Source organism: Pseudomonas sp. Z4-20 (genome assembly GCF_051131955.1).
Taxonomy (GTDB): Bacteria; Pseudomonadota; Gammaproteobacteria; order Pseudomonadales; family Pseudomonadaceae; genus Aquipseudomonas; species Aquipseudomonas marvdashtae.
Genome location: NZ_CP071641.1, coordinates 5,186,887 through 5,212,242 on the forward strand (window position 1 = coordinate 5,186,887; position 25,356 = coordinate 5,212,242).

Here is a 25,356-nt window from a genome sequence, read left to right on the forward strand (position 1 = left end):
CGGAGACAGCCATGAAAACGCTGGAAACGCTGACCTTCGATAACCGTTTTGCCCGCCTGGGCGACGGTTTCTCGGCCCACGTGCTGCCCGAGCCTATCGACAATCCGCGCTTGGTGGTTGCCAGCCCGGCCGCCATGGCGCTGCTGGACCTGGATCCGGCCGAAGCCGAGACACCGTTATTCGCCGAGATTTTTGGCGGCCACAAGCTGTGGGCCGAAACCGAGCCTCGGGCGATGGTGTATTCGGGGCATCAGTTTGGCCATTACAACCCGCAACTGGGCGATGGCCGAGGGCTGCTGCTGGGCGAGGTGTACAACGAGGCCGGTGAGCACTGGGACCTGCACCTCAAGGGCGCCGGGCAGACACCGTTTTCGCGAATGGGCGATGGGCGCGCGGTGCTGCGCTCCTCGATCCGCGAATTCCTCGCCTCCGAAGCGCTGCATGCCTTGGGCATCCCCACGACTCGTGCCTTGTGCGTGATCGGTTCGGACACTCCAGTGTGGCGCGAAAAGCAGGAGCGCGCCGCCATGGTGCTGCGCCTGGCGCCGAGCCATGTGCGCTTCGGTCATTTCGAATACTTCTACTACACCAAGAAGCCCGAGCTGCACGCCACGCTGGCCGAGCATGTGCTGAATCTGCATTTTCCCGAATGCCGCGAGCAGCCGGAACCGTACCTGGCGATGTACCGCGAGATCCTCGAGCGCAACGCCGAGCTGATTGCCAAGTGGCAGGCCTACGGCTTTTGTCACGGGGTGATGAACACCGATAACATGTCGATCCTCGGCATCACGTTCGACTTCGGGCCGTTCGCCTTCCTCGACGACTTCGATGCGAACTTCATCTGTAACCACTCCGATGACCAGGGCCGCTACTCGTTCAGCAACCAGGTGCCCATCGGCCAGTGGAACCTCAGTGCCCTGGCCCAGGCGCTGACGCCGTTCATCAGCGTCGACGCCCTGCGCGAAACGCTCGGTTTGTACTTGCCGTTGTACCAGGCCCACTACCTGGACTTGATGCGCCGCCGACTCGGCCTGACCCAAGCCGAAGAAGATGACCAGAAGTTGGTGGAACGCCTGCTGCAATTGATGCAGAACAGCGGCGTCGACTACAGCCTGTTCTTCCGTCGACTGGGCGAGCAAACTCCCGGGCAAGCCGTCGCTACCCTGCGCGATGACTTTGTCGACCTGAAGGGTTTCGACGCCTGGGCCGAGCTCTATGTCGCCCGGGTCAATCGCGAAGGCCCCATCGATCAAGACCAGCGCCGAGCCCGCATGCATGCGGTCAACCCAATTTATGTGCTGCGCAACTACCTGGCGCAGAAAGCCATCGACGCCGCCGAATCAGGCGATTACGAGGAAGTCCGCCGCCTGCACACGGTGCTGAGCAAGCCCTTCGAGGAACAACCGGGCATGGACAGCTACGCCGAGCGTCCGCCGGAGTGGGGCAAGCATCTGGAGATCAGTTGCTCGTCGTAACCTTCCCCTGGCTGGAATGTCTCCTCCTGCCAACACGTAACCCTGTGGCGAGGGAGCTTGCTCCCGCTGGGCTGCACAGCAGCCCCAAAACCTCAAAAGCGACGACTGCTTCGCAGCCGAGCGGGAGCAAGCTCCCTCGCCACAAGGGCCAAGCGATCACTGCGTTTTGATCGAGCTGAGTGGTTTACTGGCGAACCGGGCACTGGACAACGTCGAACCACGCCAGTCGACATAGCGCATCCCCCTGTGGCGAGGGAGCTTGCTCCCGCTGGGCTGCACAGCAGCCCCAAATGGGCTGACGCGGCATTTCAGGCCAACTCGTCAACCGGCTTTACGACGGCTGCGCCGCCGAGCGGGAGCAAGCTCCCTCGCCACCGGTTCAGGGTTGTCTGGGCGAAAGTCATCGCAGCCTGCTCATCCCACCTTATCGTTCCCCTGCTCAGGCGTCTCGATGCCCGGTTCTGCCTCTTCAGGCATATTCTCCTTGGGTTTGGCCGTTGGTTTTTCATCGGGATAGCCGGGCATGCCACGGGCGTCTTCAGGGGTCAGCTCGTCGCGGTCGTGACGACTGTCGGTGGCGTAGGCCGGGGCGGCGTTGGGGTCTTCGTCGCGGCCGGCGGTGCCGAGGACGAAGCCGTCGTCGTTGGGGTTGTCTACTGCCTGGGGGGTAGCTGGGTCTTGAGGATGGCTCATGGGACCTCCTGAGATTGCAAACGGGTACGTCGTGTCTTTTTGAGGCCGTGACATGTTTACAGTGCGGCGCACCTGATGAATGGCAACCTGCTGAGGACAGCCCTAGGCCATATCGCTGTGGCTGAATTCTTCGGCCAGAAAGTCAATCAGCGAGCGCACCGACGGCAGTAACCCGCGCCGTGAAGCAAAGATCGCATGGACGATCCCACACTTGGGCGTCCAGCCTGGCACCAGTTCCACCAGCCGCCCGGCCGCGATGTCCTCGCGCACCACTACGGTGGGCAGGTGGGCGATGCCGATGCCTGCCAGTACCGCATGACGCAGGGCCAGCAAATCATCGGTGACCATCCGCGGTTCATGGCGGATCAGCGCGCGAGTGCCGTCCGGGCCGAATAATTCCCATTGGTACTCACGCTGGGCGCCGCCCCAATGCACGCTGGGCAAACCGTTGAGGTCCGCCGGGGAGGCAGGTGAAGACAAGCGCTCGATGAACGACGGCCTGCCCACCAGGCACTGGGTGCTGTTGCTCAGCACTTTCATCACCATGTCGGTGTTTTCCAACGGCGGGAAGCGCACCCGCAAGGCGATATCAAAGCCTTCATGGATCAAGTCGACCCGGCGGTTGGTGCTCTCGATGAACAACTCCACCCGCGGGTACTTGAGCATGTAGCGCGTCAGCATCGGCCCGACCCAACTGTTGAGCAGCGCTGTCGGGCAACTGATGCGCACCAGCCCTTGGGGCTCGGAGCGGTTGCGCTCGATGACCTCCGCAGCGCTCTCGGCCTCGACCCGCATCGCCAGGCACCGTTGGTAATAGGCCTGGCCGATCTCCGTCAGCGTGCAATGGCGACTGGTGCGATGGAGCAATCGCACCCCGAGCCGCTCTTCCAGCTGGGCGATACGCCGGCTGAGCTTTGACTTCGGCATGTCCAGTGCCCGGCCAGCCGCGGCGAACCCACGGTGCTCAACCACTTGGGTGAAATAGTAAAGCGTGTTCAGGTCTTCGATGATCGTTCTCCAAATAGAACGCTAAAGCTGATTTTCGCAGTCTAGCGCATCAAAGGTGCCAGTTTTAATCTACACCCATCGAAACGCAACGCGGTTTGAAGCCGGCGCGCTTCGACCGGATGAGTCACCGATCAATCGCTGCACCGACATTAAAAACCTTAACCACGCCGAAACCTTCGGCAACCAAAACTTAATGAGGGCTACGCCATGACGACTTCCTACAACCGTCTCGACAAAGATAACGCCGCCGTTCTGCTGGTCGATCACCAAGCCGGCCTGCTGTCCCTGGTCCGCGACATCGACCCGGACCGTTTCAAGAACAACGTGCTGGCCCTGGCCGACCTGGCTAAGTATTTTCAACTGCCGACCATCCTCACCACCAGTTTCGAAACTGGCCCCAACGGCCCGCTGATGCCCGAACTGAAGACCCTGTTCCCGGACGCCCCGTACATCGCCCGTCCTGGCCAGATCAACGCCTGGGACAACGAAGATTTCGTCAAGGCAATCAAGGCCACCGGCAAGAAGCAGCTGATCATCGCCGGCGTAGTGACCGAAGTTTGCGTGGCCTTCCCGGCACTGTCGGCCCTGGCCGAAGGTTTCGAAGTGTTCGTGGTGACCGATGCGTCTGGAACGTTCAACGAACTGACCCGTCAATCGGCTTGGGACCGCATGTCTTCCTCGGGTGCGCAACTGATGACCTGGTTCGGCCTGGCCTGCGAACTGCACCGCGACTGGCGCAACGATGTGGAAGGGCTGGCGACCTTGTTCTCCAACCACATCCCGGACTACCGCAACCTGATGACCAGCTACAACACGCTGACCAACGCTAAATAACCGTCCCACCCATTTCCCCTGTGGAGCGTGCAGACGCCCACGGGGGTTTTGCGCTGGTCGCAACTTGGGTGTTCAATCTGTGCCAGACCATTTGAATTTTTTCAGGAGACGATCCGATGCTGATCCCTTGCCCCCATTGCAATGGGCTCAATCGCATCCCCGCCGAACGGCTGGGCGACCAGCCCAAGTGCGGGCGCTGCAAAGCCCAGGTGCTTTCAAGCAAACCGTTCGAACTCAAGCAAGGCGACTACGCTAGCCAGGTCAAGGGCGACCTGCCGTTGTTGGTGGACGTCTGGGCGCAGTGGTGCGGCCCGTGCAAAGCATTCGCGCCGGTGTTTGAACAGGCCGCCGCACAGCTGACGGGCAAGTGCCGACTGGCCAAGCTCGACAGCGAAGCCAATCAACAGCTCTCGGCGCAGTTGGGGATTCGTTCGATTCCCAGCCTGATCCTGTTCAGGGACGGTCGGGAGGTGGCGCGCCAAAGTGGCGCGTTTGCGTTGCCACAACTGATGAGTTGGTTGCGCAGCCAGGGGATTTGAAGCCCCGCGTTATCTGCGCTGCCAGGATCAGGCGCTTTCCAGCAAGCCATGCAACTCCACGAACTGCTGGGTCAGCTTATGCCGCGGATCCAAGTGAATCAGCGGCAGGCTCGCCTGGTGCGACTCACGCATGCGCACGGAACTGCTCAAATAGACGGGCAGCACCGGCAAGCCTTCGGCGATCAATTCGTCGAGAATCTGTTGAGGCAGGCTGGCGCGGGCCTGGAACTGATTGACGACGATGCCTTCGACTTCCAGCCCCTCGTTGTGGTCTTCCTTGAGCTCCTCGATTTCCGCCAGCAGGCCGTACAGCGCCTGGCGGGAAAAACTGTCGCAATCGAAGGGAATCAGCACACGGTCGGCGGCGATCAACGCTGATACTGCGTAGAAGTTCAGCGCTGGCGGCGTGTCCAGGTAGATCCGGTCGTAATCTTCGTCCAGCTCTTCGAGCAATTTACGCAGCTTGTTGATCTTGTGTTTCGCCTCAAGCTTGGGCTGCAAATCCGTAAGCTCCGCCGTGGCGGTGATCACGTGCAGGTTATCGAAGGGCGTTTCGTAGATATCCACTTTGTTCTTTTTCGAGAAAGGCCCGGACGACAGAGTCTGCTTGAAAAAGTCCGCGATGCCCATGGGAATGTCATCGCCCGTCAGGCCAGTCAGGTATTGAGTGGAATTGGCCTGGGCATCCAGGTCGACCAAGAGCGTGCGATAACCCTCGCTGGCGCTGACCGCCGCCAGATTGCAGGCAATGCTGGATTTGCCCACGCCACCTTTCTGATTGAACACCACACGCCGCATATCAAAACCTCCGTGTATCAAAGATTCCCGAGTGTAGTAGGCCTACGCGCCGCTTCGCTACCTTCAGCAGGTGCGGATTACGGCATAGGTGGCTTTTTCGGACAACCGAGCGTCAATTGACCTGCAAGATGACGGAAGTGGCTTACAGACGCGCCTCGTCACAATCGTGACAATGGCCCTGCCGACCCGGCCCGGACCAGCCGACGGTTGCCCTGGACAAAATGTAACCAGTATTTGCTACAAGCCAACCGCACCGGGATAATGCGCGCCACTTGGGTCGCAAGGCCATGCAGGGTTGGACGCGGGTCAAGCCACTGAACCGTGACAATAAAAGCCCGCAGGGGTGGGATGAGTCTGTGATCAACTTCAATATCGCCCAATGGCGCGCGTGGGCTCCTGGGCTCGAAAGCGTGGACGATTGGCGGACATGGAGCCGAAAACCGGTCGTGCCGCCCGTCAGCGATGCAGCCCCTGACGTATCGTTCCTGCCCGCCATGCAGCGCCGACGTCTCAGCCGCCTGGCCCGCATGGCTTTCAGCGTCGCCTGGCCGCTGGCCGAGGGGCGACCGGACCTACCGTTGGTCTTTATTTCCCGTCACGGCGAAACCCCACGCACTTTTGAGATTCTCAAGGACCTGGCAGCCGACCAGCCCTTGTCGCCGACGCAGTTCAGCTTGTCGGTGCACAACGCCGTCATCGGCCTGTGGTCGATCATGCGTGGCGAAACCAGCGAGATGACCGCGCTGGCCGCCACCGGCGACGGCCTGGAACACGGCATGCTGGAGGCCGCCGCGCTATTGAACGAGGGTGCGCCGGCGGTATTGCTGGTGATCACCGAAGAGCAACCGCCGCAGGTGTACGCGCCGTGGGTCAACGATGTGCCGTTTCCCTACGCGCTGGGGCTTTTACTGACCCCGGGCGAAGACTGGCAACTTGAATTATCCAGCCCGCCGGCCCCGACGCCTGGCAGCGACTGGCCCCATGCCCTGGATCTGCTGCGTAAGCTGCTGGACGACATCACCACCTGCCAACATGCCTGGAAGAATCGTCTATGGACCTGGCAACGCAACCGGTGACCGGTAAACATCGCGACGCCTATTACTGGCGCCTCTTCGCGACCGCTGCAAGCTTCGCCCTTTTCGGGCTGGGCGGGCTGTGCCTGCGTTTGCTGGTGTTCCCGTTGCTCAATACGTTGCCGGGCGATCCCCGGACCCATCGACAACGGGCCCGCCGTACGGTTGGGCGCTTGTTCTGGTTCTTTATCCGGTTCATGGCCCGTACCGGCGTACTGACCTATCGGATCGACGGCGCGGAGAAACTCGGTCGGCCCGGGCAGATGATCATCGCCAACCACCCTTCGCTGATCGACGTGGTGTTCCTCATCGGGCTGGTGCGCGACGCCAATTGCGTGGTCAAGCAAAGTCTGTGGGACAATCCCTTCACCCGGGGCCCGCTGCGTTCGACGCAATACATCAGCAACGACGGCAGCATGGACATGCTCGATGCTGCCAGCGATGCCCTGCAAGACGGCCAATGCCTGATTGTCTTCCCCGAAGGCACGCGCACCCGGCCAGGCCAGGCACCAGCCTTTCATCGGGGGGCGGCGGCCATTGCCTTGCGGGGCGCGACAATCCTGACGCCGGTGACGATCAAGGTCAGCCCGACCACCCTGACCAAGGCCGAGCCCTGGTATCGCATTCCGGCGCGGCGCGTGCACTTCAGTTTTCGTGTAGGGGCCGATATAGATCCACAAGCCTTCATCGCGCTTGGCCCCCCGCCGCAGGCTTCGCGCCGGCTCAACGATTATCTGCATCACTATTACATCAAGGAGCTCGCCTTAGATGAGCGATCTGCACCGTGACATCAAACGCCTGATCATCGACGCCCTTGGCCTGGAAGACATTGGCGTCGACGACATCGGCGACGATCAAATCCTGTTCGGCGAAGGCCTGGGCCTGGACTCGGTGGATGCCCTGGAGCTCGGCCTGGCGATCCAGAAGCAGTACGGCATCAAGATCGACGCCGACGCCAAGGACACCCGTAACCATTTCAGCAACGTGGCGAGCCTTGCGGCCTTCGTCATTGCAAAACGCGCCTGAGACCGGACCATGCAAACTCGTGACGACATTTTCAACACCCTGCGTGCTGCCTTGGTCGAGCTGTTCGAGCTGGACCCCGAACGCGTGACGCCGGAAGCCAACCTGTATCAGGACCTGGAAATCGACAGCATCGATGCGGTCGACCTGATCGACCACATCAAGCGCCAGACTGGCAAGAAAATCGCCGCCGATGAATTCAAGTCGGTGCGCACCGTCAACGACGTGGTCGAGGCGGTCTATCGACTGGTCCAACCGGCCGCATGAGCCGGCTGATCGGCCTTGGCCTGCTGCTGGCGGGCCTGCTGTATCCCTTTGCGGTGTATTTCGGCATGGAGCACTTTGCTCCTTGGCAGTTCGGGCTGTTGTTGGGCTGCCTGTGGCTGGCCCGGGCGCTGCTCGGCAAGGGCAACCCCGGCAATCGCTGGATGGCGGCCTCGGCGATTATCTTTTGCGTGCTGCTCGCGGTAGTCGACAGCCCGCTCCTGCTGCGCTGGTATCCGGTGCTGATCAGCGCGTTCATGCTCGGGCTGTTCACCCTGAGCCTGAAATATGGCCCGCCCATGATTGAACGCCTGGCCCGCCTGCGCGAACCGCAGCTGCCGGACAAAGCTGTGGTGTATACGCGCCAGGTCACGGTGGTCTGGAGTGTGTTTTTCCTGTGTAACGGTTTGCTTGCCGCCGCCCTGACCCTCTGGGCGCCGCTGAGCTGGTGGATGTTGTACACCGGCCTGATTTCCTACGGATTGATGGGGCTGCTGTTTGCCATTGAATGGCTCATACGACAACGGGTAAGAGGCCGCCCATGAATTGGATAACACTTGAGCAGTTTTTGCTCGAGGCCCAGCCGGACCGCGTTGTTGCTGTCGCCCCGGCTTTGAATCACGCGCAACTGCGCGACGACGCGCTGTGCCTGGCCGCCGGCCTGCAAGCCCGGGGCATCCGGCGCGTGGCCGTGCACTTCGAAGATGCCGCCGACCTGGTGGTGGCCCTGCTCGGCGCCTGGCGCGCCGGGGTGCGCGTGCTGCTGCCCGCTGACGTGCAAGCGCAGACGCGCCAGCGCTGGTCGGCCGACGTCGACCTGTGGCTGACCGACCTGGCCGCAGACACCCGGCTCGCCGAGATCCGCCAGGCGCCGCTGGAAGCCGCCGAACTGGACCTCGATCAGTGCTGGTTGACCCTGTGCACCTCCGGCTCCAGCGGCGAACCCAAGCGCATCGAGAAAACCCTGCGCCAGCTGAGCAATGAAGTCCAGGCGCTGGAGCAATTGTGGGGCGCCGACCTCGGTCCGGGGGCCTGCATGATCGGCAGCGTCGCCACCCAACACATCTACGGCCTGCTGTTCCGGGTGCTGTGGCCGCTGTGCGCCGGACGCACGTTTGTGCGTCGGCAGTTGGCTTTCCCCGAAGACCTGCAGCGCGCCAGTCGCGAGTATTCGGCATTTGCCTGGGTCGCCAGCCCGGCGCTGCTCAAGCGCATGGGCGACAACCTCGATTGGCCGGCCTTGAGCAGCGTGCGCCGGGTGTTCTCTTCCGGCGGCGCACTGCCGGCCGAAGCGGCCCGCAGCCTTCAGCAACGCTTGGGACAATGGCCAACGGAAGTATTCGGCAGCTCGGAAACCGGCGGTATCGCCTGGCGCCAGGGCGGCGACCTGTGGCAGCCCTTCGCCGGTGTCGAGCTGAGCCAAGACAGTGACGGCGCCCTGCTGATTGCTTCGCCTTATCTCCCAAGCGGCCATGTCGAGCACACCGCCGACGCGGCGCGCATCATTGATGATGGGCGCTTCGAATTGCTCGGCCGATTGGATCGCATCGTCAAGCTTGAAGAAAAACGTATCTCGTTGCCGATGCTGGAGCAGGCACTGACGGCTCACGACTGGGTCAGCGAAGCACGGCTGGGGGTGGTGCAGGAAAACCGCGCCTCCCTCGGCGCTTTGCTGGTGCTCAGCGAAACCGGCCTGCACGCCTTGCGCAACCTGGGCCGACGAGCCGTGACCGAGGCCTTGCGCCAACACCTGAGCGGACATTGCGAAACCCTGGCCCTGCCACGACGCTGGCGTTGGCTGCGGCAACTGCCGTTCAACGCCCAAGGCAAACTGGCCCAGGCCGAGGTCGAAGTCCTGCTGATGGCGCCACGTCCAAAAGCGCCTGAAGTGCTCGACCAAGGCGAGACCGATGGCGAGTGGAACCTGCGCGTGGCCGTGCCGCCAGACCTGGCGTACTTCAGCGGTCACTTTCCCACCGCGCCGGTCCTCCCCGGCGTGGTGCAGGTGGACTGGGCCTTGAACCTGGGCCGCCAACTGATGGACCTGCCGCCGCGGTTCGTCGGCATGGAGGTGCTGAAATTCCAGCAACTGGTGCGCCCCGGCGATGAAATCCAGCTGCACCTGCGCTTCGATCGCGAGCGCGGCAAGCTGTACTTTGCTTATCGCAATGCAACGGCGGCCTGTTCCAGTGGGCGGATTGTGTTGGGGGAAAACAATGCCTGAGTACCTGCACAAATCACTGTGGCGAGGGAGCTTGCTCCCGCTGGGCTGCGACGCAGCCCCTGGTTTTTCAAGAGCGAGCGCTACGCACTCGAGCGGGAGCAAGCTCCCTCGCCACAAAATGCCCCTCGGTCACCGAGACATGCCGCATGCATAACACCTGCGCCGTCATCCCGGTCTACAACCACGAAACCGCCATCGCCACGGTGGTCCAGACATTGCTCGGCAACGGTTTGCCCTGCGTGCTGGTGGACGATGCCAGCAGCACGGCATGCGCGGCGGTGCTTGAGCAACTGGCCGAGCACGAGCGGGTTCACCTGGTCCGGCTGGCGGTCAACCAGGGCAAGGGCGGCGCGGTGATGACCGGCCTGCGCGAGGCCGCGCGCCTGGGTTTCAGCCACGCCTTGCAGGTCGACGCCGATGGGCAACACGATCTTGGCGATGTACGAGCGTTCATCGAGCAATCCCGCACCCATCCGGACGCGGTGATCTGCGGTTATCCGCAGTACGACGCTAGCGTGCCGAAAGGCCGCTTGTACGCGCGCTACCTGACCCACGTCATGGTCTGGATCAACAGCCTGTCCTTGCAAATCCGCGATTCGATGTGCGGCTTCCGGGTCTATCCCCTTGCCCCCACCCTGGCGCTGATCGACTCGGCGAACATCGGCAAGCGCATGGACTTCGATTCGGACATCCTGGTGCGCCTGGCCTGGCGCAACCAGCCGATGCGCTGGTTGCGCACCCGTGTGCATTACCCTTTGGACGGGGTTTCGCACTTTCGCCTGTTCCACGACAACGTGCTGATTTCGCGCATGCACACTCGGCTGTTCTTCGGCATGCTGGTGCGCTTGCCGGTGATTCTCTGGCGACGGTGGCGAGCATGAGCACAGACCAACAGCACTGGGCGGACCGCCAGGAGCGCGGCAGTTTCTGGCTGATGAAACTCACCGCGTTTGCTGCGAAGGTCCTTGGCCGAAGGCTTCTCACGCCGGTGCTGTACGGCATCGTCCTGTATTTCTTCGTTTTCGGCCGCAGCGCCCGGCAAGCGGCGTGGCAGTACCAGCAACGGCTCGCCGACTGGAGCCGTCAGCCCGAGTTGCGCCCAACGCACCGGCGAGTGTTCGGACAATTCATGGCCTTTGCCGACTCGCTGCTGGACAAACTCGACGTCTGGAACGGCAAACTGAGCATCGAGCAGATCGAAATCGTCGACCCGGCGCTGCTGCGCAATCACCTGCGCGACAGCCGCGGGCAAATGCTGGTGGGCGCGCACCTCGGTAATCTGGAAATGTGCCGGGCCTTGGCCGAACTGGGCGAAAAAGTGACCATGAACGTGCTGGTCCACACCAAGCACGCCGAACAATTCAACCGGTTGCTGGGCGAAGCTGGCGCGACGCACCTGCGCCTTATCCAAGTCAGCGAGCTGGACCCGGTGATCATGCTGCAACTGAGCGAACGCCTGGAACGCGGCGAATGGCTGGCGATCGCCGGCGATCGCGTGCCGCTGCATGGCGGACGCAGCGTGACCGTGGACTTCATGGGTTACCCGGCAGCCTTCCCGCAAGGCCCCTGGCTCTTGGCCGGCCTGTTGAAATGCCCAGTCAACCTGCTGATGTGTCTCAAGCACGAGGGGTGCTATCGCGTCACCCTTGAGCCGTTCGCCGATGCGGTGACCTGGAAGCGCAACGACCGCGAGCAAGTGATTGCCCATTGGGCCGGCCTGTATGCCGACCGCCTGGCGCAGTATTGTCTCCAGGCGCCACAACAATGGTTCAACTTTTACCCTTTCTGGAAGACCGATGACGAAGCCCATTCTTGAGCCGGTAACCTTCGGCGAACGCCCCCTGCGCATCGAAGACGTGCGAGCCCTGGCCAACCGCCAGGCGCCAACGCAGTTGCAGGATGACCCCGCGTTCCGTCAACGCATCGCCAAGGGCGCGCAATTTCTCGACTCCTTGCTGGACAAGGAAGGCGTGATCTACGGCGTCACCACGGGCTACGGCGATTCCTGCGTGGTGGCCGTGCCACTGCACCATGTCGAGGCGTTGCCGCGTCACTTGTACACGTTCCACGGCTGTGGCCTCGGCAAGCTGCTCGACGCCCAGACTACCCGCGCGGTGCTGGCGGCGCGCTTGCAGTCGCTGTGCCACGGCGTGTCGGGAGTGCGGGTTGAACTGCTGGAACGGCTCCAGGCGTTTCTCGAACACGACATCCTGCCGTTGATTCCGGAAGAAGGCTCGGTGGGCGCCAGCGGCGATCTGACGCCGCTGTCCTACGTCGCCGCCACGTTGTCCGGTGAACGGGAAGTCATGTTCCGTGGCGAGCGCCGCCACGCCGCCGACGTGCACCGTGAACTGGGCTGGACCCCGCTGGTGCTGCGGCCCAAGGAAGCCCTGGCGCTGATGAACGGCACCGCCGTGATGACCGGCCTGGCCTGCCTGGCTTTTGCCCGCGCCGATTATCTGTTGCAACTGGCGACCCGCATCACCGCGCTGAACGTCATCGCGCTGCAAGGCAACCCGGAGCACTTCGACGAACGCCTGTTCGCCGCCAAGCCACACCCGGGGCAAATGCAAGTCGCCGCGTGGCTGCGCAAGGACCTGGCGATCGACGCGCCGACCGCGCCGCTGCATCGCCTGCAGGATCGCTACTCCCTGCGCTGCGCGCCGCATGTGCTGGGGGTATTGGCGGACAGCCTGGGCTGGCTGCGTTCGTTCATCGAAACCGAACTCAACAGCGCCAACGACAACCCGATCATCGACGCCGAAGCCGAGCGCGTGCTTCACGGCGGGCATTTCTACGGCGGACACATCGCCTTCGCCATGGACAGCCTGAAGAACCTGGTCGCCAACGTCGCCGACTTGCTGGATCGCCAGCTCGCCTTGCTGGTGGACGAGCGCTACAACCATGGCCTGCCGAGCAATCTGTCCGGCGCCAGCGCCGAGCGGGCAATGCTCAACCATGGCTTCAAGGCCGTGCAGATCGGCACCAGCGCGTGGACCGCCGAAGCCCTGAAGAACACCATGCCGGCCAGCGTGTTCTCGCGTTCCACCGAATGCCACAACCAGGACAAGGTCAGCATGGGCACCATCGCCGCCCGGGACGCGATCCGCGTACTGGAGCTGACCGAGCAAGTCGCCGCCGCCACGTTGCTGGCCGCCAACCAGGGCGTCTGGCTGCGCAGCCGCGCCGAAGATGCGCGACCACTGCCGCCTGCCTTGGCCGCCATGCACCTGCAACTGGCCGAGGATTTCCCACCTGTGATCGAAGACCGCGCGCTGGAAGGCGAGCTGCGCCTGTGCCTGCAACGCATCGCTGGACAACACTGGAGGCTGCATGCGTAGCCAAGGTGTCTTGCACGTCGATACCCCGGTCGTGGTGCCGTTTTTCGATGTCGACTCGATGAACGTGGTCTGGCACGGCCACTACGTCAAATACCTCGAAGTGGCCCGCTGCGCCTTGCTCGATCTGATCGGCCACAACTACAACGACATGCTCGAATCCGGCCATGCCTGGCCGGTGATCGACCTGCAACTGCGCTACGTGCGCAGCGCCGTGTTCGGCCAGGCCCTGACCGTACGCGCCAGCCTGGTGGAGTGGGAGAATCGTCTGAAGATCAATTACCTGATCAGCGATGCCGCCACCGGCGATCGCTTGACCCGCGCCAGTTCGGTGCAAGTGGCGGTGGACATGGCCACCCGCGAAATGCTCCTGGCTTCGCCACGAGTATTTGTCGAAGCCGTCGAAAGGAAACTCTCATGAAACGCCTGCTCACCTGGCTGCTGCTGTATGGCCTCTCGCCCCTGGCCCAGGCGTTCGACCTGCAACAACTGAGCGATCAACTGGCCCGCCCGGAGGTGATCCACGGCCAGTTCATCCAGGAAAAACACCTGCGCGCCCTGCCCCAACCACTCACCAGCAAGGGCCGCTTCGTACTGGCGAAAAACCACGGCCTGCTCTGGCTGCTGCAAACGCCGCTGCAACAGGATTACCGCATCACCGCCAAAGGCATCGCACGGCGCGACGGCCATGGCTGGCAGCTGCTGCCGAACAAAAGTGCCGGCACCGAGCAAAACCGCTTGTTCCTCGCGGTATTGCAGGGCGACAGCAGTGGCTTGCAACGGGATTTCGAGCTGAGCCTGTCGGGCCAGCCGCAGCAGTGGAAACTCACCCTGACCCCGCGCTCGGTGCTGCTTAAACAAGTCTTCAACCAGATCAACATCGACGGCGGCGAATGGGTCCAGCGCATCGAACTGCTGGAAACCCAGGGTGACAGCACCGTGCTGCGCATGCAGGACAGCACCAGTGCGCAGCCTTTGAGCGAAGCGGAGCAACATGATTTTGCCGAGTGAACGGATGCTGCCACGGCTGTTCCTGATCCTGCTGCTGGCGGTGCTGGCGCTCGCCGGTTGGCAATGGCGCAACGGTGCGCCGCTGTCGGCCAACCTCATGGAGTTGGTGCCCGGTACGTCGCCTGATGCGCTGGAGCTGATTGCCGAACAACGCATGCAAGATCCGCTGAACCGCGAAGTGCTGGTGCTGGTTGGCCACGCCGACCGCCAGCACGCCATCACCCTGGCGCAAACCCTCGGCGAACAATGGCAGGCCAGCGGTCTGTTCGACAAAGTCCAGTGGACGCTGCAGGCTGATCTGCCGGCGCTGCGCAAGCAATTGCTCGACGGCCGACTGGCCATGCTGTCGGCCGCCGATCGGCAGCAGTTGATCGATCAACCCCAGGCCTTCATCCAGCAACGGGTGCAGGCCCTGTTCGACCCGTTCAGCGGCTTCAGCCTGGTGCCGAGCCAGGATGACTGGCTCGGCCTGACCGGCCGTATCCAGAACAGCCAGCCGCAACGCGGCGCGATACAGCTGGACGTGGGCAGCGGCGCGCTGATCGCCGAAGCCGACGGCAAGCAATGGGTCATGCTGCGGGCTCGCACCCAAGGCAACGCCTTCGACATGAACCTGCCGCTGCAAGTGGCCGATCTGCTGCAACGCAGCCGTGACCTCGCAAGCCAGGCCCAAGGGCAACTGCTGGCCGCCAGCGGCCTGCTGTACGCCGCTAGCGGCCAGCAACAGGCGTCGCGGGAAATCACCTGGGTTGGCGGCGGCGCGACGGTCGGCATCTTGTTGCTGCTGTTGCTGGCCTTCCGACGCTTTCGGGTGTGGCTGGCGTTCGTGCCGGTGCTGGTGGGCATGCTGTTCGGCGCGGTGGCTTGCGTGGCACTGTTCGGCCGGATGCATGTGATGACCCTGGTGTTGGGTTCGAGCCTGATCGGCGTGGCAGTGGATTATCCGCTGCACTACCTGTCCAAGAGCTGGAGCCTCAAGCCGTGGCGCAGCTGGCCGACCCTGCGCTTGACCCTGCCGGGGCTGAGCCTGAGCCTGGCGACCACGTGCATCGGTTACCTGGCCCTGGCCTGGACCCCGTTCCCGGCGCTGACCCAAATCGCAATTTTCTCTGCCGCCGGCCTGGTCGGCGCCTATCTGTCGGCGGTCTGCCTGTTGCCGGCACTGCTTCAACACGCTGACCTTCGCCCTGCCCAATGGCCGTTGCGGCTGTGTGAGAGCCTGCTCCAGTGCCGCGACGCATTGCTGGCCCGGGTACGCACGCCGATTCTGTTGGCACTCTTGCTCGGCTTCTGTGGCGGTGGCCTCTGGCAACTGACCAGCAAAAACGACATTCGCCAGTGGATCGGCACGCCCCAACACCTGACCGATGAAGCCCAGGCCATCGCCCGCATCACCGGCTTCCAGCCCACCAGCCAGTTCTTCCTGATCCGTGCCGAGAACCAGCCACAGCTGCTCGAACGCCAGACGGCCCTCAACGAGCGGCTCGACCAGTTGATCGGCCTGGAAAAACTCCAGGGCTATCTGTCCCTCAATCAATTGGTCAGCCCACCCGCCGAGCAACAAAAGGTTCGTGAGGCCCTGGCCCGGTTGCCAGCGTTCTGGCAGCCGCTCCTGGACCTGGGCGTGCCCGCCGCTGCGCTGGAAACGGAGCTGGCGCAATTGCAGGCCTTGCCGGTCACCGACATTGACGCCGCGCTGACCGGGCCGCTGGCCGAACCCTACCGCACGCTCTGGCTCGGCCCGACGGCGCAAGGCGTGGCGGCGGTGGTCAGCCTGCAAGGCTTGAACGATGCCGCGCTGCTGCGGGTGCAGGCGGTGGACCTGCCTGGCGTACAACTGGTGGATCGCCTGGGCGACCTGAACCGGGTGTTCGCTGCCACGCAAGTCAGCGCCGCCGAACTGAAACTGGCCTCGTGCGTGTTGATCGTATTGGTGCTGATCTGGCCATTCGGCGTCGGCGGTGCCTTGCGCGTCGTGGCATTGCCGCTGCTGGCTGCGCTGTGCAGCCTGGCAAGCCTCGGCTGGCTGGGGCAGCCGTTGACGCTGTTCAGCCTGTTCGGCCTGCTGCTGGTGACGGCCATCGGTGTCGACTACGCCATTCTCATGCGTGAACAGATCGGCGGGGCCGCCGTGAGCCTGCTGGGCACACTGCTGGCGGCGGTCACCACGTGGCTGTCGTTCGGCTTGCTGGCGTTGTCCAGTACGCCGGCGGTGAGTAACTTCGGCTTGGCGGTGAGCCTGGGGCTGGCATTCAGCTTCCTGCTCGCGCCGTGGGCGGGGCGCCAGGCCCATGCCAGCACTACGGAGCCTGTCCAATGATGACCGCGTTGTTCTGGCTGATGACCTTGGCGCTGTTTGCCGTCGCGACCCTGGTTGGCCGTCGCTTCGGGCTGATTCCGATCGTCAGCCAGTTGCTGCTGGCGACGTTCGGCCTGCCCTTGCTGATGTACTTCTGGATCGAGCCGGGTTGGCACCTCAGCGGCGCGCAACTGGTCTCGCCTGTGTGGCTGAAAAACCTCTACAGCCTCGCGTTCGCCTTGCTGCTGGGGCACATTCTCAGCGATGTGATCGACCTGAAGCTGGACCGCCAGAGCGTTAGAATCGCCTTGCCGAGCTTTGGCGTGCCGTTCGCGTGCGGGTTGGCGACTGCGGTCTGGCTGCTGCCACCACAGCCTTGGATCAGTTCGCTGGCGGTCGGGCTTTTGTTTGCGATTACCGCGATTCCGGTGCTGTACCTGTATTTGCGGCACATCGCTTACCCGCCCGCCGCCACCCGGCGCCTGGTGCAGACCGCGATTCTGATCGACCTGATCTGCTGGAGCCTGTTCGCCCTGGCCCAGGGCAGCCTGCACCTGGGCAGCCTGTTGCTGCCATTGGCCGGCGCCTGCGTGCCCTTGCTGCTGCGACTGGCCGGCCTGCGCCAACCGCTGCTGCACAGCGGCCTGTTCTTTGCCCTGCTGGTGGTGGCCGAACATTACCGGCTCAACGCGTTGATCACTGGTATCGGTTATCTGCTGTGCATGGCCGCGCTCAAGGTGCCACTGGTATTGCCACTCAGCGCCGCCTGGATGCATCGGTTGCAGACCTACCTGGCGATCCCGTTGATCCTGACCTTCGGCATCGTGCAGATCAATGTGCACAGCGCCATGGACAGCCTTGGCTGGATCCAGCTGGGTGCGTTGCTGCTGTTGCCGATTGCCAGCAAACTGCTCGGCAACTGGCTGGGGCTCGGTTGGGCCGGGGCCTCGTTCGTCGGCGCCAGTCGCTGGCGGGAAAGTGTCTTGCTGAACATTCGCGGCTTGAGTGAAATCGTCTTCCTCAATCTGCTGCTGCAACAACAGCTCATTAGCCCGGCGCTGTACTTCGCGCTGATGCTGATGGGCCTGATCGCCACTTTGCTGCCGGCCGTGGCCGGTTTCCACCGTATTCCTTCGCATGCCGTCCCGGCCAGGAGCCCAAGTGTCAACAGTTGAAATGGAACGTCGACAGGTCGTGATCATCGGCGCAGGGCCTTCCGGCGCCATTGCCGCTGCGCTGCTCAAGCGCAGGGGCCACGATGTGCTGGTCATCGAGCGCCAGCATTTTCCACGGTTTTCAATCGGCGAGAGCTTGCTGTCCCATTGCCTGGACTTCGTCGAAGAAGCCGGCATGCTCGATGCGGTCAATGCCGCCGGGTTCCAGCGCAAGAACGGCGCGGCGTTCGCCTGGGGCGAGCGCTACAGCGCCTTCGATTTCGGCGACACCTTCAGCGAAGGCAAGCCCACCACCTTCCAGGTCCAGCGCGCCGACTTCGACAAGTTGCTCGCCGACCAAGCCGCGCTGCAAGGCGTGGAAATCCGTTATGGCCAAGCCATCGCCAACGCAGATTTCACCCTGGCCAAGCCGCAACTGGGCGTGCAGCGCGAGGACGGCAGCGAATACCGCGTCGAAGCCGACTTCGTGCTCGATGCCAGCGGCTACGGCCGAGTCCTGCCGCGTCTGCTGGACCTTGAGGCACCCTCGAACTTCCCGGTGCGCCAGGCGGTGTTCACTCACATCGAGGATCGCATCGACAGCCCAGCCTTCGACCGCGAAAAAATCCTCATCACCACCCATCCGAGCAAACGCGACGTGTGGTTCTGGACCATTCCGTTCAGCGGCGGACGCTGCTCCGTGGGCGTGGTTGCGGCGGCGGAACATTTCGCCGGCCGCACCGACGACCTTGATGCCTGCCTGCGCGGTTTCATCGATGAAACCCCGAGCCTGGCCGGCGTGTTGCAGAACGCGGTGTGGGACACCCCGGCGCGCACCATCGGCGGCTACTCGGCCAACGTCAAGACTTTGCACGGCCCTGGCTTCGCCCTGCTGGGCAACGCTGCGGAATTCCTCGACCCGGTGTTTTCCTCCGGCGTGACCATCGCCATGCGTTCGGCGAGCATGGCCGCGGGCGTGTTGCATCGTCAGCTACAAGGCGAAAGCGTCGATTGGCAGAGCGAGTTCGCCGAGCCGCTCAAGCGCGGCGTCGACACCTTCCGCTGCTACGTCGAGGGCTGGTACGCCGGCACGTTCCAGGACGTGATTTTCTACAGCGAAGGCTCCTCCGACATCCGGCGCATGATCAGTTCGATCCTGGCCGGCTACGCCTGGGACCAGCGTAATCCCTTCGTCAGCGAACCCAAGCGGCGCCTGCGCATGCTTTCGGAAATCTGCGCGAGCCCGGCGTCATGAGTCAGCCGTCATGAGCTACCTGAGCGACAACTACGTCGAAGAAACCCGCTTCGGTTTCTGGTTCCTGCGCAGCCACACCTGGCAGCACCATGTGCTGCGCGTGGCGATCAACGACCTGCGCGGTCTGTTCGGCACTTTGCCGCCCTCCAATCCGGTGCTATTGGACGCCGGTTGTGGCCAGGGCAAGTCGTTTCAATACCTGCGCCAAGTATTCGCGCCACAGCAACTGATTGGCGTCGACGCCGACCCGCACAGCCTGGCGCTGAGCAGCGCAGAAGCTGCCCGCCAGGGCATGGCCGTGGAGCTGATCGGCAGCGATTGCGCGACGTTGGCGGTGCCTGATGCAAGCATGGACCTGCTGTTCTGCCACCAGACTTTTCATCATTTGGTGGAGCAGGAAAAGACCCTTGCCGAGTTTTACCGCGTGCTCAAGCCTGGCGGTTACCTGATGTTCGCCGAGTCCACCGAGGCCTACATCGACACCTGGGTGATCCGCTGGCTGTTCCGCCACCCGATGCACGTGCAGAAAAGCGCCGCGCAGTACCTGGCGATGATTCGCAATCAAGGGTTCCAGTTCGAAGACCACAACGTCTCCTACCCGTACTTGTGGTGGAGCCGCGCCAAGGACTTCGGCCTGCTGGAACGCTTGGGCCTGCGCCGGCCCAAGCCGTTTGGCGAGCGGGAGGAAACCCTGGTCAACGTGGTCGCCCGCAAGCCGCTCGAAGAGGACGCCCGATGATCCGTGGTCTGTTGATCGGTTGTCTGCTGCTGCTCAGTGCCTGCGCCAGCCACGCGCCGCTGCCGGAACGTACGCCGACCCTGGCGCTGCCGCTGCAATTGCACATCGAACGGCAACTGGCCGGCCAACGCCAGGATTGGTTATTGGTGATCCAGCGCGAAAACACCTGGATCCGTTGGTCGATGATGGACCCGCTGGGCATCCCCCTGGCCCGCCAGCGGCTGATCGACGGCCAGTGGCAGGCCGACGGTTTGCTGCCACCGAATGCCGAAGCCCGGGAGCTGTTCGCCGCGCTGTTGTTCGCCCTGACGCCCGAAGCGGAGCTTGCCGGCAACTACCCCACCGCTCTGCAGCAGAGCACCCAGCGAACCCTCGACGCGCGCTGGCAGGTGCGCTACGAGCAACCGCTGGACTTCGAACTGAGCCTGCCTCAAGGCCCGCACTACCGCATCACACCGCTGACCGAGAACGCCCCATGACCGCCTATTTGAACGCCCTCGGGGTGATCTGCGCCCTGGGCCGCGACAAGCAAAGCGTCGCGCGCAACCTGTTTGCCGGCGATTGCTCGGGCCTGCGTGTCGAAGCCGGCTGGGTGCCTGAGCGGACGTTGCCGGTGGCTTCGGTGACGGGCGAACTGGCCCCCATCCCCCAATGCTTGGCGGCACAACGCAGCCGTAACAATCAATTGTTGCTCGAAGCCGGCATGCAGATTCGCCCCGAGATCGACCAGGCGATCAGTACCTATGGCCGCGCCCGCATCGGCATCGTCCTGGGCACGAGCACGTCGGGCATCGATGAAGCCAGCCATGGCATCGCCCACTATCTGCGCGAGCAGCGGTTCCCCGATGGGTACGACTACCAACAGCAGGAACTCAGCGCGCCGGCCAATTTTCTCTCCGACTGGCTTGGCCTGAGCGGTCCGTCCTATGTGATCTCTACGGCCTGCACCTCCAGCGCGCGGGCCTTGATGAGCGCTCGTCGCCTGCTGGACCTTGGCCTGTGCGATGCGGTGCTGTGCGGCGGCGTGGACAGTTTGTGCAAGCTGACGCTCAACGGTTTCTCGGCTCTGGAAGCGGTCTCCAGCGAACGTTGCAACCCGTTTTCGGTGAACCGCAGCGGCATCAACATCGGCGAGGCGGCGGTGCTGTTTCTCATGAGCAAGACGCCAGGCGATGAGCATTCGATCGCCCTGCTCGGTGACGGCGCCAGTTCCGACGCGCACCACATTTCCGCACCCGAACCCAGTGGCCGCGGCGCCCGCCAGGCCATGGAAAAAGCCCTGCGCTGCGCGGGCCTGGACGCCAGCCAGATCGATTATCTGAACCTGCACGGCACCGCCACGCAACATAACGACGCGATGGAAAGCCACGCGGTGGCCGGGCTGTTCCCGGCCGGCGTACCCTGCTCGTCGACCAAACCCATGACCGGCCACACCCTCGGCGCGGCCGGAGCGCTGGAAGCGGCGTTCTGCTGGTTGACCCTGAGCTCACAAAACCCCGACCAGGCACTGCCGCCGCATGTTTGGGACGGCCAAGCCGATCCCGACCTGCCGGCGCTGCAATGGACGGACACCCGCACCCGCCTGAACCCGACAACACCCCGTCGCCTGATGAGCAATTCATTTGCCTTCGGCGGCAACAACGTCAGCCTGATTATCGGAGACGCCCCATGATTGACTGGCCGCTCGCCGAATTGCTGCCTCACGCAGGCGACATGATCCTCATCGACCGGATCCTGTCCTTCGATGACGAGCAGATCCACGCACTCGCCACCGTCAAGCCCGGCGGTTTGTTCAACCGTGAAGACGGTGCGCTGCCGGCCTGGGTCGGCATTGAATTGATGGCCCAGAGCGTGGCGGCGTTTGCCGGTTGCCACGCACGCCGACGGGGCGATTGCGTGGAACTGGGCTTCCTGCTCGGTACGCGCAAATTCGAATGCAACGTCGAGTGTTTCCCCCTCGGCACCGAACTGGCCATCCACGGCCTGCGCTCCCTGGAAGACGACAACGGCATGGGTGTGTTCGAATGCCATATCCGCGCCCCCGGCATCCACGCTACCGCGCGCCTCAATGTGTTCCGCCCGCCCCATGCCGCCCAGTACCTCAACGAACCGTCCGCAACAGGAACCCAGCCATGACTGAATCCATACTGGTCACCGGCTCCAGCCGTGGCATCGGCCGCGCCATCGCCTTGCGCCTGGCCCAGGCCGGGCACGACATCGTATTACACTGCCGCAGCGGTCGCGCCGAGGCCGAAGCCGTCCAGGCACAGATCTTGGCCCTGGGTCGAAATGCCCGGGTGCTGCAATTCGACGTATCCGATCGCGCCGCCTGCAAGGCCATCCTTGAGGCCGACGTCGAAACCCACGGCGCCTATTACGGCGTGGTACTCAACGCCGGCCTTACCCGCGACGGCGCGTTTCCGGCCCTGAGCGAGGACGACTGGGACAGCGTGATGCGCACCAACCTGGACGGCTTCTACAATGTGCTGCACCCGGTAATGATGCCGATGATTCGTCGTCGCGCCGCCGGGCGAATCGTCTGCATTACCTCGGTTTCCGGGTTGATCGGCAACCGTGGCCAGGTCAACTACAGCGCGTCGAAGGCCGGCCTGATCGGTGCGGCCAAGGCGTTGGCAATCGAGCTGGGCAAGCGCAAGATCACTGTCAACTGCGTCGCGCCGGGCTTGATCGACACCGCCATGCTCGATGAAAACGTACCCGTGGAAGAATTGATGAAAATGATCCCCGCCCAGCGCATGGGCACTCCGGAAGAAGTCGCCAGCGCGGTGAACTTCCTGATGTCCGCCGAAGCCGGCTACATCACCCGGCAGGTCCTGGCCGTCAACGGAGGTTTGTGCTGATGAGGCGGGTCGTTGTCACCGGCATGTCCGGCATCACCTCGATTGGTAGCGACTGGGAGACCATCGCCGCCAACTTCGCCGCCAACCGCAGTGGCATCCGGCGCATGCACGAGTGGGACCGTTTCACCGAGCTGAACACCCGACTGGCCGGGCCTATCGATGACTATCAGGTGCCCGCTCACTGGACCCGCAAGCAACTGCGCAGCATGGGCCGGGTTTCGCGTTTGGCCGTGGGCTCGGCGGAGCAGGCGCTGGCCGACGCGGGCCTGTTGGGCGATCCATCGATCAAGGACGGGCGCATGGGCGTGTCCTGCGGTTCGTCCACCGGCAGTACCGATGAGATCAAGGCATTCGGCAACATGCTGCTCAACAGCGTCGCCGAAGGGCTGAACGCCAACTCCTATGTGCGCATGATGCCCCACACTACGGCGGCCAATATCAGTATCTTCTTCGGGCTGACCGGACGCCTGATTCCCACGTCCAGCGCTTGCACCAGCGGCAGCCATGGTATTGGCTACGCCTATGAAGCGATCAAGTTCGGTCGCCTGCCGTTGATGCTCGCCGGCGGCGCGGAGGAACTGTGCCCGACCGAAGCAATGGTCTTCGATGCGCTCTACGCCACCAGCCTGAAAAACGATGCACCGCAAACCAGCCCACGCCCTTACGACAAGGGCCGCGACGGACTGGTAATCGGTGAAGGCGCCGGCATGCTGGTGCTCGAAGACCTTGAGCACGCCTTGGCCCGCGGCGCACGGATCCATGCTGAAATCGTCGGTTTCGGCAGCAACGCCGACGGCCAGCACGCCACCCGTCCCGAATTGAGCACCATGCGCCGCGCCATGGAGCTGGCCCTGGAAGACGCCGGCCTCGAATCTTCGGCCATCGGCTACGTCAACGGCCACGGCACCGCCACCGAGCAGGGCGATATTGCTGAAACCCTGGCCACCAGCAGCCTGTTTGGCGAACACATGCCCATCAGTTCGCAGAAAAGCTTTCTCGGCCATACCTTGGGCGCGTGCGGCGCACTGGAGTCCTGGTTCAGCATCGAGATGATGAACCGCGACCTGTACGTGCACACCTTCAACCTCGATGAAGTCGATCCCGAATGCGGCAAACTCGATTACCTGCGCAATGAGTTCCGCTCGATGAGCAATGAGTACGTGATGAACAATAATTTTGCCTTTGGCGGGGTCAACACTTCGCTGATCTTCCGCCGCTGGCACTGATTCCCGTTAGCTCTGGTCAAGGAGACCATGATGTCGTTGAAGAAAATCGCTGTAACCGCCGCCCTGTTGCTCAGCACCCTGCCAAGCCTCAGCCAGGCCCGTGATACCGCGCTGTTCCTGCCGTTCGACAAAGTCGTCGCCGAAGCCATCCGCACCGGCAAGATCGACGGCAGCGTCAAGTTCTACCTGGCCGGCAACAAACCGGCCGGCAACGTCACCGTGGTCAGCCCTGGCGCGGTCACCAACAAGAAAACCAACGCGTTCAACAAGTCCGATGAAGTGGCTTGCGAATGGGTGCTGCAATCGGCGCTGATTAGCTTGCACCAGGCCGCCAAGAATGCCGGCGCCAACGCTGTTACCAACATTGTCAGCTTCTACAAGAGCAACGAACGCAAGGACCCGACCACCTATGAATGCCATGCAGGGGCAATCATGGCCGGTGTTGCGTTGAAAGGGGATCTGGCAAAGGTGCAATAGACCTCGCATTCCCCGTGGCGAGGGAGCTTGCTCCCGCTGGGCTGCGCGGCAGCCCAAACCGCCGCAAGAAATCATAAACCGCAAGCGCCTCCCAGAACGACAAAAAGGAAAACTCGGAAAGACAGGCCGTATGAGCGGAAGTGTTTTTTATTATAAATCACACCTGACGCCTCTCTTCGAATGCAGGTAATGAACCTCCGCCAACCTAAGCACAGGCAAAAAATCCTCCGCCATCGGTACGCCTTCACGCACGATGATCATGAAACGTTTCTGAAGCGTGTTGATGATCTCGTCGCCATTGCTCAGGCGGCTGCCGACCAGTGCAATGTCGCTGTTGTTTTTCCCGGCGGCGGTGATGATCCGTGCCGTGCTGCCATCGGCATACACCACCTCATCGCCTTTCTGCGCGGCGCGTACTTTCCAGCCATTGTCCAAGGTGAACGTCAACGACGATGACACTTGCTGGATCGTTCCGCCGTCACGCGTCTGGCTTCCCTCGGTGGCCACTCGGTAGATGGCGATTGGCGGATGAGCTTCGACGAAGGCTTTTTGTCGACTCATGAATGCCGCGACTTCTTCGCCGTAACCCTCTAGTTGGCGGGGCTCCAAATACAAGTCATCCAGATGGCGAAGAGATTCATGGGAGATTTCGTTGGTGTAGGGGGCATCCAAAGATGAGTGCATTTCCAGGGACCTCATTCATGACTTCAGGCTGCATCCCTTGCCACTGGGGAAGGAGCGTTGAGCCGGCGGCTTCGCAATGATGAATAAGACGTTGCAGCGTGGGCGAGTCGCAACCGCTGCGAAGTGGTCTCTGCAACGAATCGGAAGTGTCGTAATTAGAAATGCGCGTTTTCCTACAGTCGAAGGGTGCGTGACGCAATTTTTCATCCCGCCCCGGTCCTGCTGATACCGATCGCAGCGGCGTTCTAGGCCGCTTGTCACTGTCAACTCTGACAGTTTCGATGGGCATCGCAACAGCCCCAGGCTTTAGCCGTTACTCAGGTCAGCGCTCGGTAAAACTGTTCGACCTTATGAGTTGCAATTCGCATCTCAAGAAATGAT

28 protein-coding genes are annotated in these 25,356 nt (G+C 62.9%); 24 read left to right on the top strand and 4 right to left on the bottom strand.

The features are described 5' to 3' along the window. The first annotated feature begins 11 nt into the window (after nt 1-11). Complete coding sequence (selO, locus tag J3P82_RS23665; protein WP_434559003.1) at nt 12-1,475, top strand: protein adenylyltransferase SelO; 1,464 nt, start codon at nt 12-14, stop codon at nt 1,473-1,475. Nucleotides 1,476-1,889: 414 nt separating this feature from the next. Here the strand turns inward: selO and J3P82_RS23670 are convergent, their stop codons facing one another. Both J3P82_RS23670 and J3P82_RS23675 read right to left on the bottom strand, forming a co-directional pair. Then, nucleotides 1,890-2,168: a hypothetical protein gene (locus J3P82_RS23670; protein ID WP_434559005.1), complete on the bottom strand. Its 279-nt coding sequence runs from the start codon at nt 2,166-2,168 to the stop codon at nt 1,890-1,892. Between the two features lie 102 nt (nt 2,169-2,270). After that, the gene (locus tag J3P82_RS23675; RefSeq protein WP_434563943.1) at nt 2,271-3,176 is read right to left on the bottom strand and encodes a LysR family transcriptional regulator; all 906 of its coding nucleotides are present in this window, start codon (nt 3,174-3,176) and stop codon (nt 2,271-2,273) included. 207 nt (nt 3,177-3,383) lie between these two features. On the opposite strand from J3P82_RS23675, the gene ycaC reads away from it, so the two are divergent. Both ycaC and trxC read left to right on the top strand, forming a co-directional pair. After that, nucleotides 3,384-4,010 (top strand): isochorismate family cysteine hydrolase YcaC, encoded by a 627-nt coding sequence (gene ycaC, locus J3P82_RS23680; RefSeq protein ID WP_018603387.1) that lies wholly within the window; start codon nt 3,384-3,386, stop codon nt 4,008-4,010. 116 nt (nt 4,011-4,126) lie between these two features. Next, entirely contained in the window at nt 4,127-4,549 is a 423-nt protein-coding gene (trxC, locus tag J3P82_RS23685; protein WP_434559007.1) for a thioredoxin TrxC, read from the top strand. Nucleotides 4,550-4,576: 27 nt separating this feature from the next. On the opposite strand, the gene J3P82_RS23690 is transcribed toward trxC, so the two are convergent. Continuing rightward, entirely contained in the window at nt 4,577-5,347 is a 771-nt protein-coding gene (locus tag J3P82_RS23690; RefSeq protein ID WP_186639737.1) for a ParA family protein, read from the bottom strand. A gap of 356 nt (nt 5,348-5,703) precedes the next feature. On the opposite strand from J3P82_RS23690, the gene J3P82_RS23695 reads away from it, so the two are divergent. From J3P82_RS23695 to J3P82_RS23795, 21 genes are all read left to right on the top strand, one after another. Then, on the top strand, nt 5,704-6,423 hold the full coding sequence (locus J3P82_RS23695) for a beta-ketoacyl synthase chain length factor (RefSeq protein ID WP_434559009.1): 720 nt from the start codon (nt 5,704-5,706) through the stop codon (nt 6,421-6,423). Beyond that, on the top strand, nt 6,399-7,208 hold the full coding sequence (locus J3P82_RS23700) for a lysophospholipid acyltransferase family protein (protein WP_434559011.1): 810 nt from the start codon (nt 6,399-6,401) through the stop codon (nt 7,206-7,208). The genes J3P82_RS23695 and J3P82_RS23700 overlap by 25 nt, the downstream gene beginning before the upstream one ends. After that, entirely contained in the window at nt 7,189-7,446 is a 258-nt protein-coding gene (locus tag J3P82_RS23705) for a phosphopantetheine-binding protein (protein ID WP_434559013.1), read from the top strand. The genes J3P82_RS23700 and J3P82_RS23705 overlap by 20 nt, the downstream gene beginning before the upstream one ends. A gap of 9 nt (nt 7,447-7,455) precedes the next feature. Next, on the top strand, nt 7,456-7,710 hold the full coding sequence (locus J3P82_RS23710; RefSeq protein WP_434559015.1) for an acyl carrier protein: 255 nt from the start codon (nt 7,456-7,458) through the stop codon (nt 7,708-7,710). Further along, nucleotides 7,707-8,252, top strand: coding sequence for a hypothetical protein (locus tag J3P82_RS23715; protein WP_434559017.1), 546 nt, complete (start codon nt 7,707-7,709; stop codon nt 8,250-8,252). Before J3P82_RS23710 ends, J3P82_RS23715 begins: the two co-directional genes overlap by 4 nt. Beyond that, entirely contained in the window at nt 8,249-9,931 is a 1,683-nt protein-coding gene (locus tag J3P82_RS23720) for an AMP-binding protein (protein WP_434559019.1), read from the top strand. The genes J3P82_RS23715 and J3P82_RS23720 overlap by 4 nt, the downstream gene beginning before the upstream one ends. A 146-nt stretch (nt 9,932-10,077) precedes the next feature. Further along, entirely contained in the window at nt 10,078-10,812 is a 735-nt protein-coding gene (locus J3P82_RS23725; RefSeq protein ID WP_434559021.1) for a glycosyltransferase family 2 protein, read from the top strand. Then, a complete protein-coding gene (locus tag J3P82_RS23730) occupies nt 10,809-11,747 on the top strand; it encodes a glycosyl transferase (protein WP_434559023.1) in 939 nt (312 codons plus the stop codon). Before J3P82_RS23725 ends, J3P82_RS23730 begins: the two co-directional genes overlap by 4 nt. Then, nucleotides 11,728-13,272: an HAL/PAL/TAL family ammonia-lyase gene (locus J3P82_RS23735; RefSeq protein WP_434559025.1), complete on the top strand. Its 1,545-nt coding sequence runs from the start codon at nt 11,728-11,730 to the stop codon at nt 13,270-13,272. The genes J3P82_RS23730 and J3P82_RS23735 overlap by 20 nt, the downstream gene beginning before the upstream one ends. Further along, complete coding sequence (locus J3P82_RS23740) at nt 13,265-13,690, top strand: acyl-CoA thioesterase (protein WP_434559027.1); 426 nt, start codon at nt 13,265-13,267, stop codon at nt 13,688-13,690. Before J3P82_RS23735 ends, J3P82_RS23740 begins: the two co-directional genes overlap by 8 nt. Then, complete coding sequence (locus J3P82_RS23745) at nt 13,687-14,280, top strand: outer membrane lipoprotein carrier protein LolA (protein ID WP_434559029.1); 594 nt, start codon at nt 13,687-13,689, stop codon at nt 14,278-14,280. Before J3P82_RS23740 ends, J3P82_RS23745 begins: the two co-directional genes overlap by 4 nt. After that, nucleotides 14,264-16,600 (top strand): MMPL family transporter, encoded by a 2,337-nt coding sequence (locus J3P82_RS23750; protein WP_434559031.1) that lies wholly within the window; start codon nt 14,264-14,266, stop codon nt 16,598-16,600. Before J3P82_RS23745 ends, J3P82_RS23750 begins: the two co-directional genes overlap by 17 nt. After that, nucleotides 16,597-17,754: a sodium:proton antiporter gene (locus tag J3P82_RS23755; RefSeq protein ID WP_434559033.1), complete on the top strand. Its 1,158-nt coding sequence runs from the start codon at nt 16,597-16,599 to the stop codon at nt 17,752-17,754. The genes J3P82_RS23750 and J3P82_RS23755 overlap by 4 nt, the downstream gene beginning before the upstream one ends. Continuing rightward, nucleotides 17,741-18,988: an NAD(P)/FAD-dependent oxidoreductase gene (locus tag J3P82_RS23760; protein ID WP_434559035.1), complete on the top strand. Its 1,248-nt coding sequence runs from the start codon at nt 17,741-17,743 to the stop codon at nt 18,986-18,988. Before J3P82_RS23755 ends, J3P82_RS23760 begins: the two co-directional genes overlap by 14 nt. Nucleotides 18,989-18,998: 10 nt before the next feature. After that, nucleotides 18,999-19,727 carry a class I SAM-dependent methyltransferase gene (locus J3P82_RS23765; RefSeq protein ID WP_434559037.1) on the top strand — a complete coding sequence of 243 codons (729 nt, stop codon included), beginning with the start codon at nt 18,999-19,001 and terminating at the stop codon, nt 19,725-19,727. Then, entirely contained in the window at nt 19,724-20,206 is a 483-nt protein-coding gene (locus J3P82_RS23770; protein WP_434559039.1) for a DUF3261 domain-containing protein, read from the top strand. The genes J3P82_RS23765 and J3P82_RS23770 overlap by 4 nt, the downstream gene beginning before the upstream one ends. Continuing rightward, nucleotides 20,203-21,399, top strand: coding sequence for a beta-ketoacyl-[acyl-carrier-protein] synthase family protein (locus J3P82_RS23775; RefSeq protein ID WP_434559041.1), 1,197 nt, complete (start codon nt 20,203-20,205; stop codon nt 21,397-21,399). The genes J3P82_RS23770 and J3P82_RS23775 overlap by 4 nt, the downstream gene beginning before the upstream one ends. After that, entirely contained in the window at nt 21,396-21,863 is a 468-nt protein-coding gene (locus J3P82_RS23780; RefSeq protein WP_434559043.1) for a hotdog family protein, read from the top strand. Before J3P82_RS23775 ends, J3P82_RS23780 begins: the two co-directional genes overlap by 4 nt. Then, nucleotides 21,860-22,588: a 3-oxoacyl-ACP reductase FabG gene (fabG, locus tag J3P82_RS23785; RefSeq protein WP_434559045.1), complete on the top strand. Its 729-nt coding sequence runs from the start codon at nt 21,860-21,862 to the stop codon at nt 22,586-22,588. Before J3P82_RS23780 ends, fabG begins: the two co-directional genes overlap by 4 nt. Beyond that, complete coding sequence (locus J3P82_RS23790) at nt 22,588-23,814, top strand: beta-ketoacyl-ACP synthase (RefSeq protein ID WP_434559047.1); 1,227 nt, start codon at nt 22,588-22,590, stop codon at nt 23,812-23,814. Before fabG ends, J3P82_RS23790 begins: the two co-directional genes overlap by 1 nt. A 30-nt stretch (nt 23,815-23,844) precedes the next feature. Beyond that, complete coding sequence (locus J3P82_RS23795; protein WP_003197008.1) at nt 23,845-24,291, top strand: hypothetical protein; 447 nt, start codon at nt 23,845-23,847, stop codon at nt 24,289-24,291. Nucleotides 24,292-24,441: 150 nt separating this feature from the next. Here J3P82_RS23795 and J3P82_RS23800 read toward each other — a convergent pair whose 3' ends face one another. Continuing rightward, nucleotides 24,442-24,975, bottom strand: a complete 534-nt coding sequence (locus J3P82_RS23800; protein ID WP_434559049.1) for a hypothetical protein — start codon at nt 24,973-24,975, stop codon at nt 24,442-24,444. Between the last annotated feature and the right edge of the window lie 381 nt (nt 24,976-25,356).

Excerpts from the sequence above, each read along its gene's own strand:
- selO (WP_434559003.1), top strand. The coding sequence starts at position 12 with ATGAAAACGCTGGAAACGCTGACCTTCGATAACCGTTTTGCCCGCCTG.
- J3P82_RS23670 (WP_434559005.1), bottom strand. The coding sequence starts at position 2,168 with ATGAGCCATCCTCAAGACCCAGCTACCCCCCAGGCAGTAGACAACCCC.
- ycaC (WP_018603387.1), top strand. The coding sequence starts at position 3,384 with ATGACGACTTCCTACAACCGTCTCGACAAAGATAACGCCGCCGTTCTG.
- trxC (WP_434559007.1), top strand. The coding sequence starts at position 4,127 with ATGCTGATCCCTTGCCCCCATTGCAATGGGCTCAATCGCATCCCCGCC.
- J3P82_RS23690 (WP_186639737.1), bottom strand. The coding sequence starts at position 5,347 with ATGCGGCGTGTGGTGTTCAATCAGAAAGGTGGCGTGGGCAAATCCAGC.
- J3P82_RS23700 (WP_434559011.1), top strand. The coding sequence starts at position 6,399 with ATGGACCTGGCAACGCAACCGGTGACCGGTAAACATCGCGACGCCTAT.
- J3P82_RS23705 (WP_434559013.1), top strand. The coding sequence starts at position 7,189 with ATGAGCGATCTGCACCGTGACATCAAACGCCTGATCATCGACGCCCTT.
- J3P82_RS23710 (WP_434559015.1), top strand. The coding sequence starts at position 7,456 with ATGCAAACTCGTGACGACATTTTCAACACCCTGCGTGCTGCCTTGGTC.
- J3P82_RS23715 (WP_434559017.1), top strand. The coding sequence starts at position 7,707 with ATGAGCCGGCTGATCGGCCTTGGCCTGCTGCTGGCGGGCCTGCTGTAT.
- J3P82_RS23720 (WP_434559019.1), top strand. The coding sequence starts at position 8,249 with ATGAATTGGATAACACTTGAGCAGTTTTTGCTCGAGGCCCAGCCGGAC.
- J3P82_RS23725 (WP_434559021.1), top strand. The coding sequence starts at position 10,078 with ATGCATAACACCTGCGCCGTCATCCCGGTCTACAACCACGAAACCGCC.
- J3P82_RS23730 (WP_434559023.1), top strand. The coding sequence starts at position 10,809 with ATGAGCACAGACCAACAGCACTGGGCGGACCGCCAGGAGCGCGGCAGT.
- J3P82_RS23735 (WP_434559025.1), top strand. The coding sequence starts at position 11,728 with ATGACGAAGCCCATTCTTGAGCCGGTAACCTTCGGCGAACGCCCCCTG.
- J3P82_RS23740 (WP_434559027.1), top strand. The coding sequence starts at position 13,265 with ATGCGTAGCCAAGGTGTCTTGCACGTCGATACCCCGGTCGTGGTGCCG.
- J3P82_RS23745 (WP_434559029.1), top strand. The coding sequence starts at position 13,687 with ATGAAACGCCTGCTCACCTGGCTGCTGCTGTATGGCCTCTCGCCCCTG.
- J3P82_RS23750 (WP_434559031.1), top strand. The coding sequence starts at position 14,264 with ATGATTTTGCCGAGTGAACGGATGCTGCCACGGCTGTTCCTGATCCTG.
- J3P82_RS23755 (WP_434559033.1), top strand. The coding sequence starts at position 16,597 with ATGATGACCGCGTTGTTCTGGCTGATGACCTTGGCGCTGTTTGCCGTC.
- J3P82_RS23765 (WP_434559037.1), top strand. The coding sequence starts at position 18,999 with ATGAGCTACCTGAGCGACAACTACGTCGAAGAAACCCGCTTCGGTTTC.
- J3P82_RS23770 (WP_434559039.1), top strand. The coding sequence starts at position 19,724 with ATGATCCGTGGTCTGTTGATCGGTTGTCTGCTGCTGCTCAGTGCCTGC.
- J3P82_RS23775 (WP_434559041.1), top strand. The coding sequence starts at position 20,203 with ATGACCGCCTATTTGAACGCCCTCGGGGTGATCTGCGCCCTGGGCCGC.
- J3P82_RS23780 (WP_434559043.1), top strand. The coding sequence starts at position 21,396 with ATGATTGACTGGCCGCTCGCCGAATTGCTGCCTCACGCAGGCGACATG.
- fabG (WP_434559045.1), top strand. The coding sequence starts at position 21,860 with ATGACTGAATCCATACTGGTCACCGGCTCCAGCCGTGGCATCGGCCGC.
- J3P82_RS23790 (WP_434559047.1), top strand. The coding sequence starts at position 22,588 with ATGAGGCGGGTCGTTGTCACCGGCATGTCCGGCATCACCTCGATTGGT.
- J3P82_RS23795 (WP_003197008.1), top strand. The coding sequence starts at position 23,845 with ATGTCGTTGAAGAAAATCGCTGTAACCGCCGCCCTGTTGCTCAGCACC.
- J3P82_RS23800 (WP_434559049.1), bottom strand. The coding sequence starts at position 24,975 with ATGCACTCATCTTTGGATGCCCCCTACACCAACGAAATCTCCCATGAA.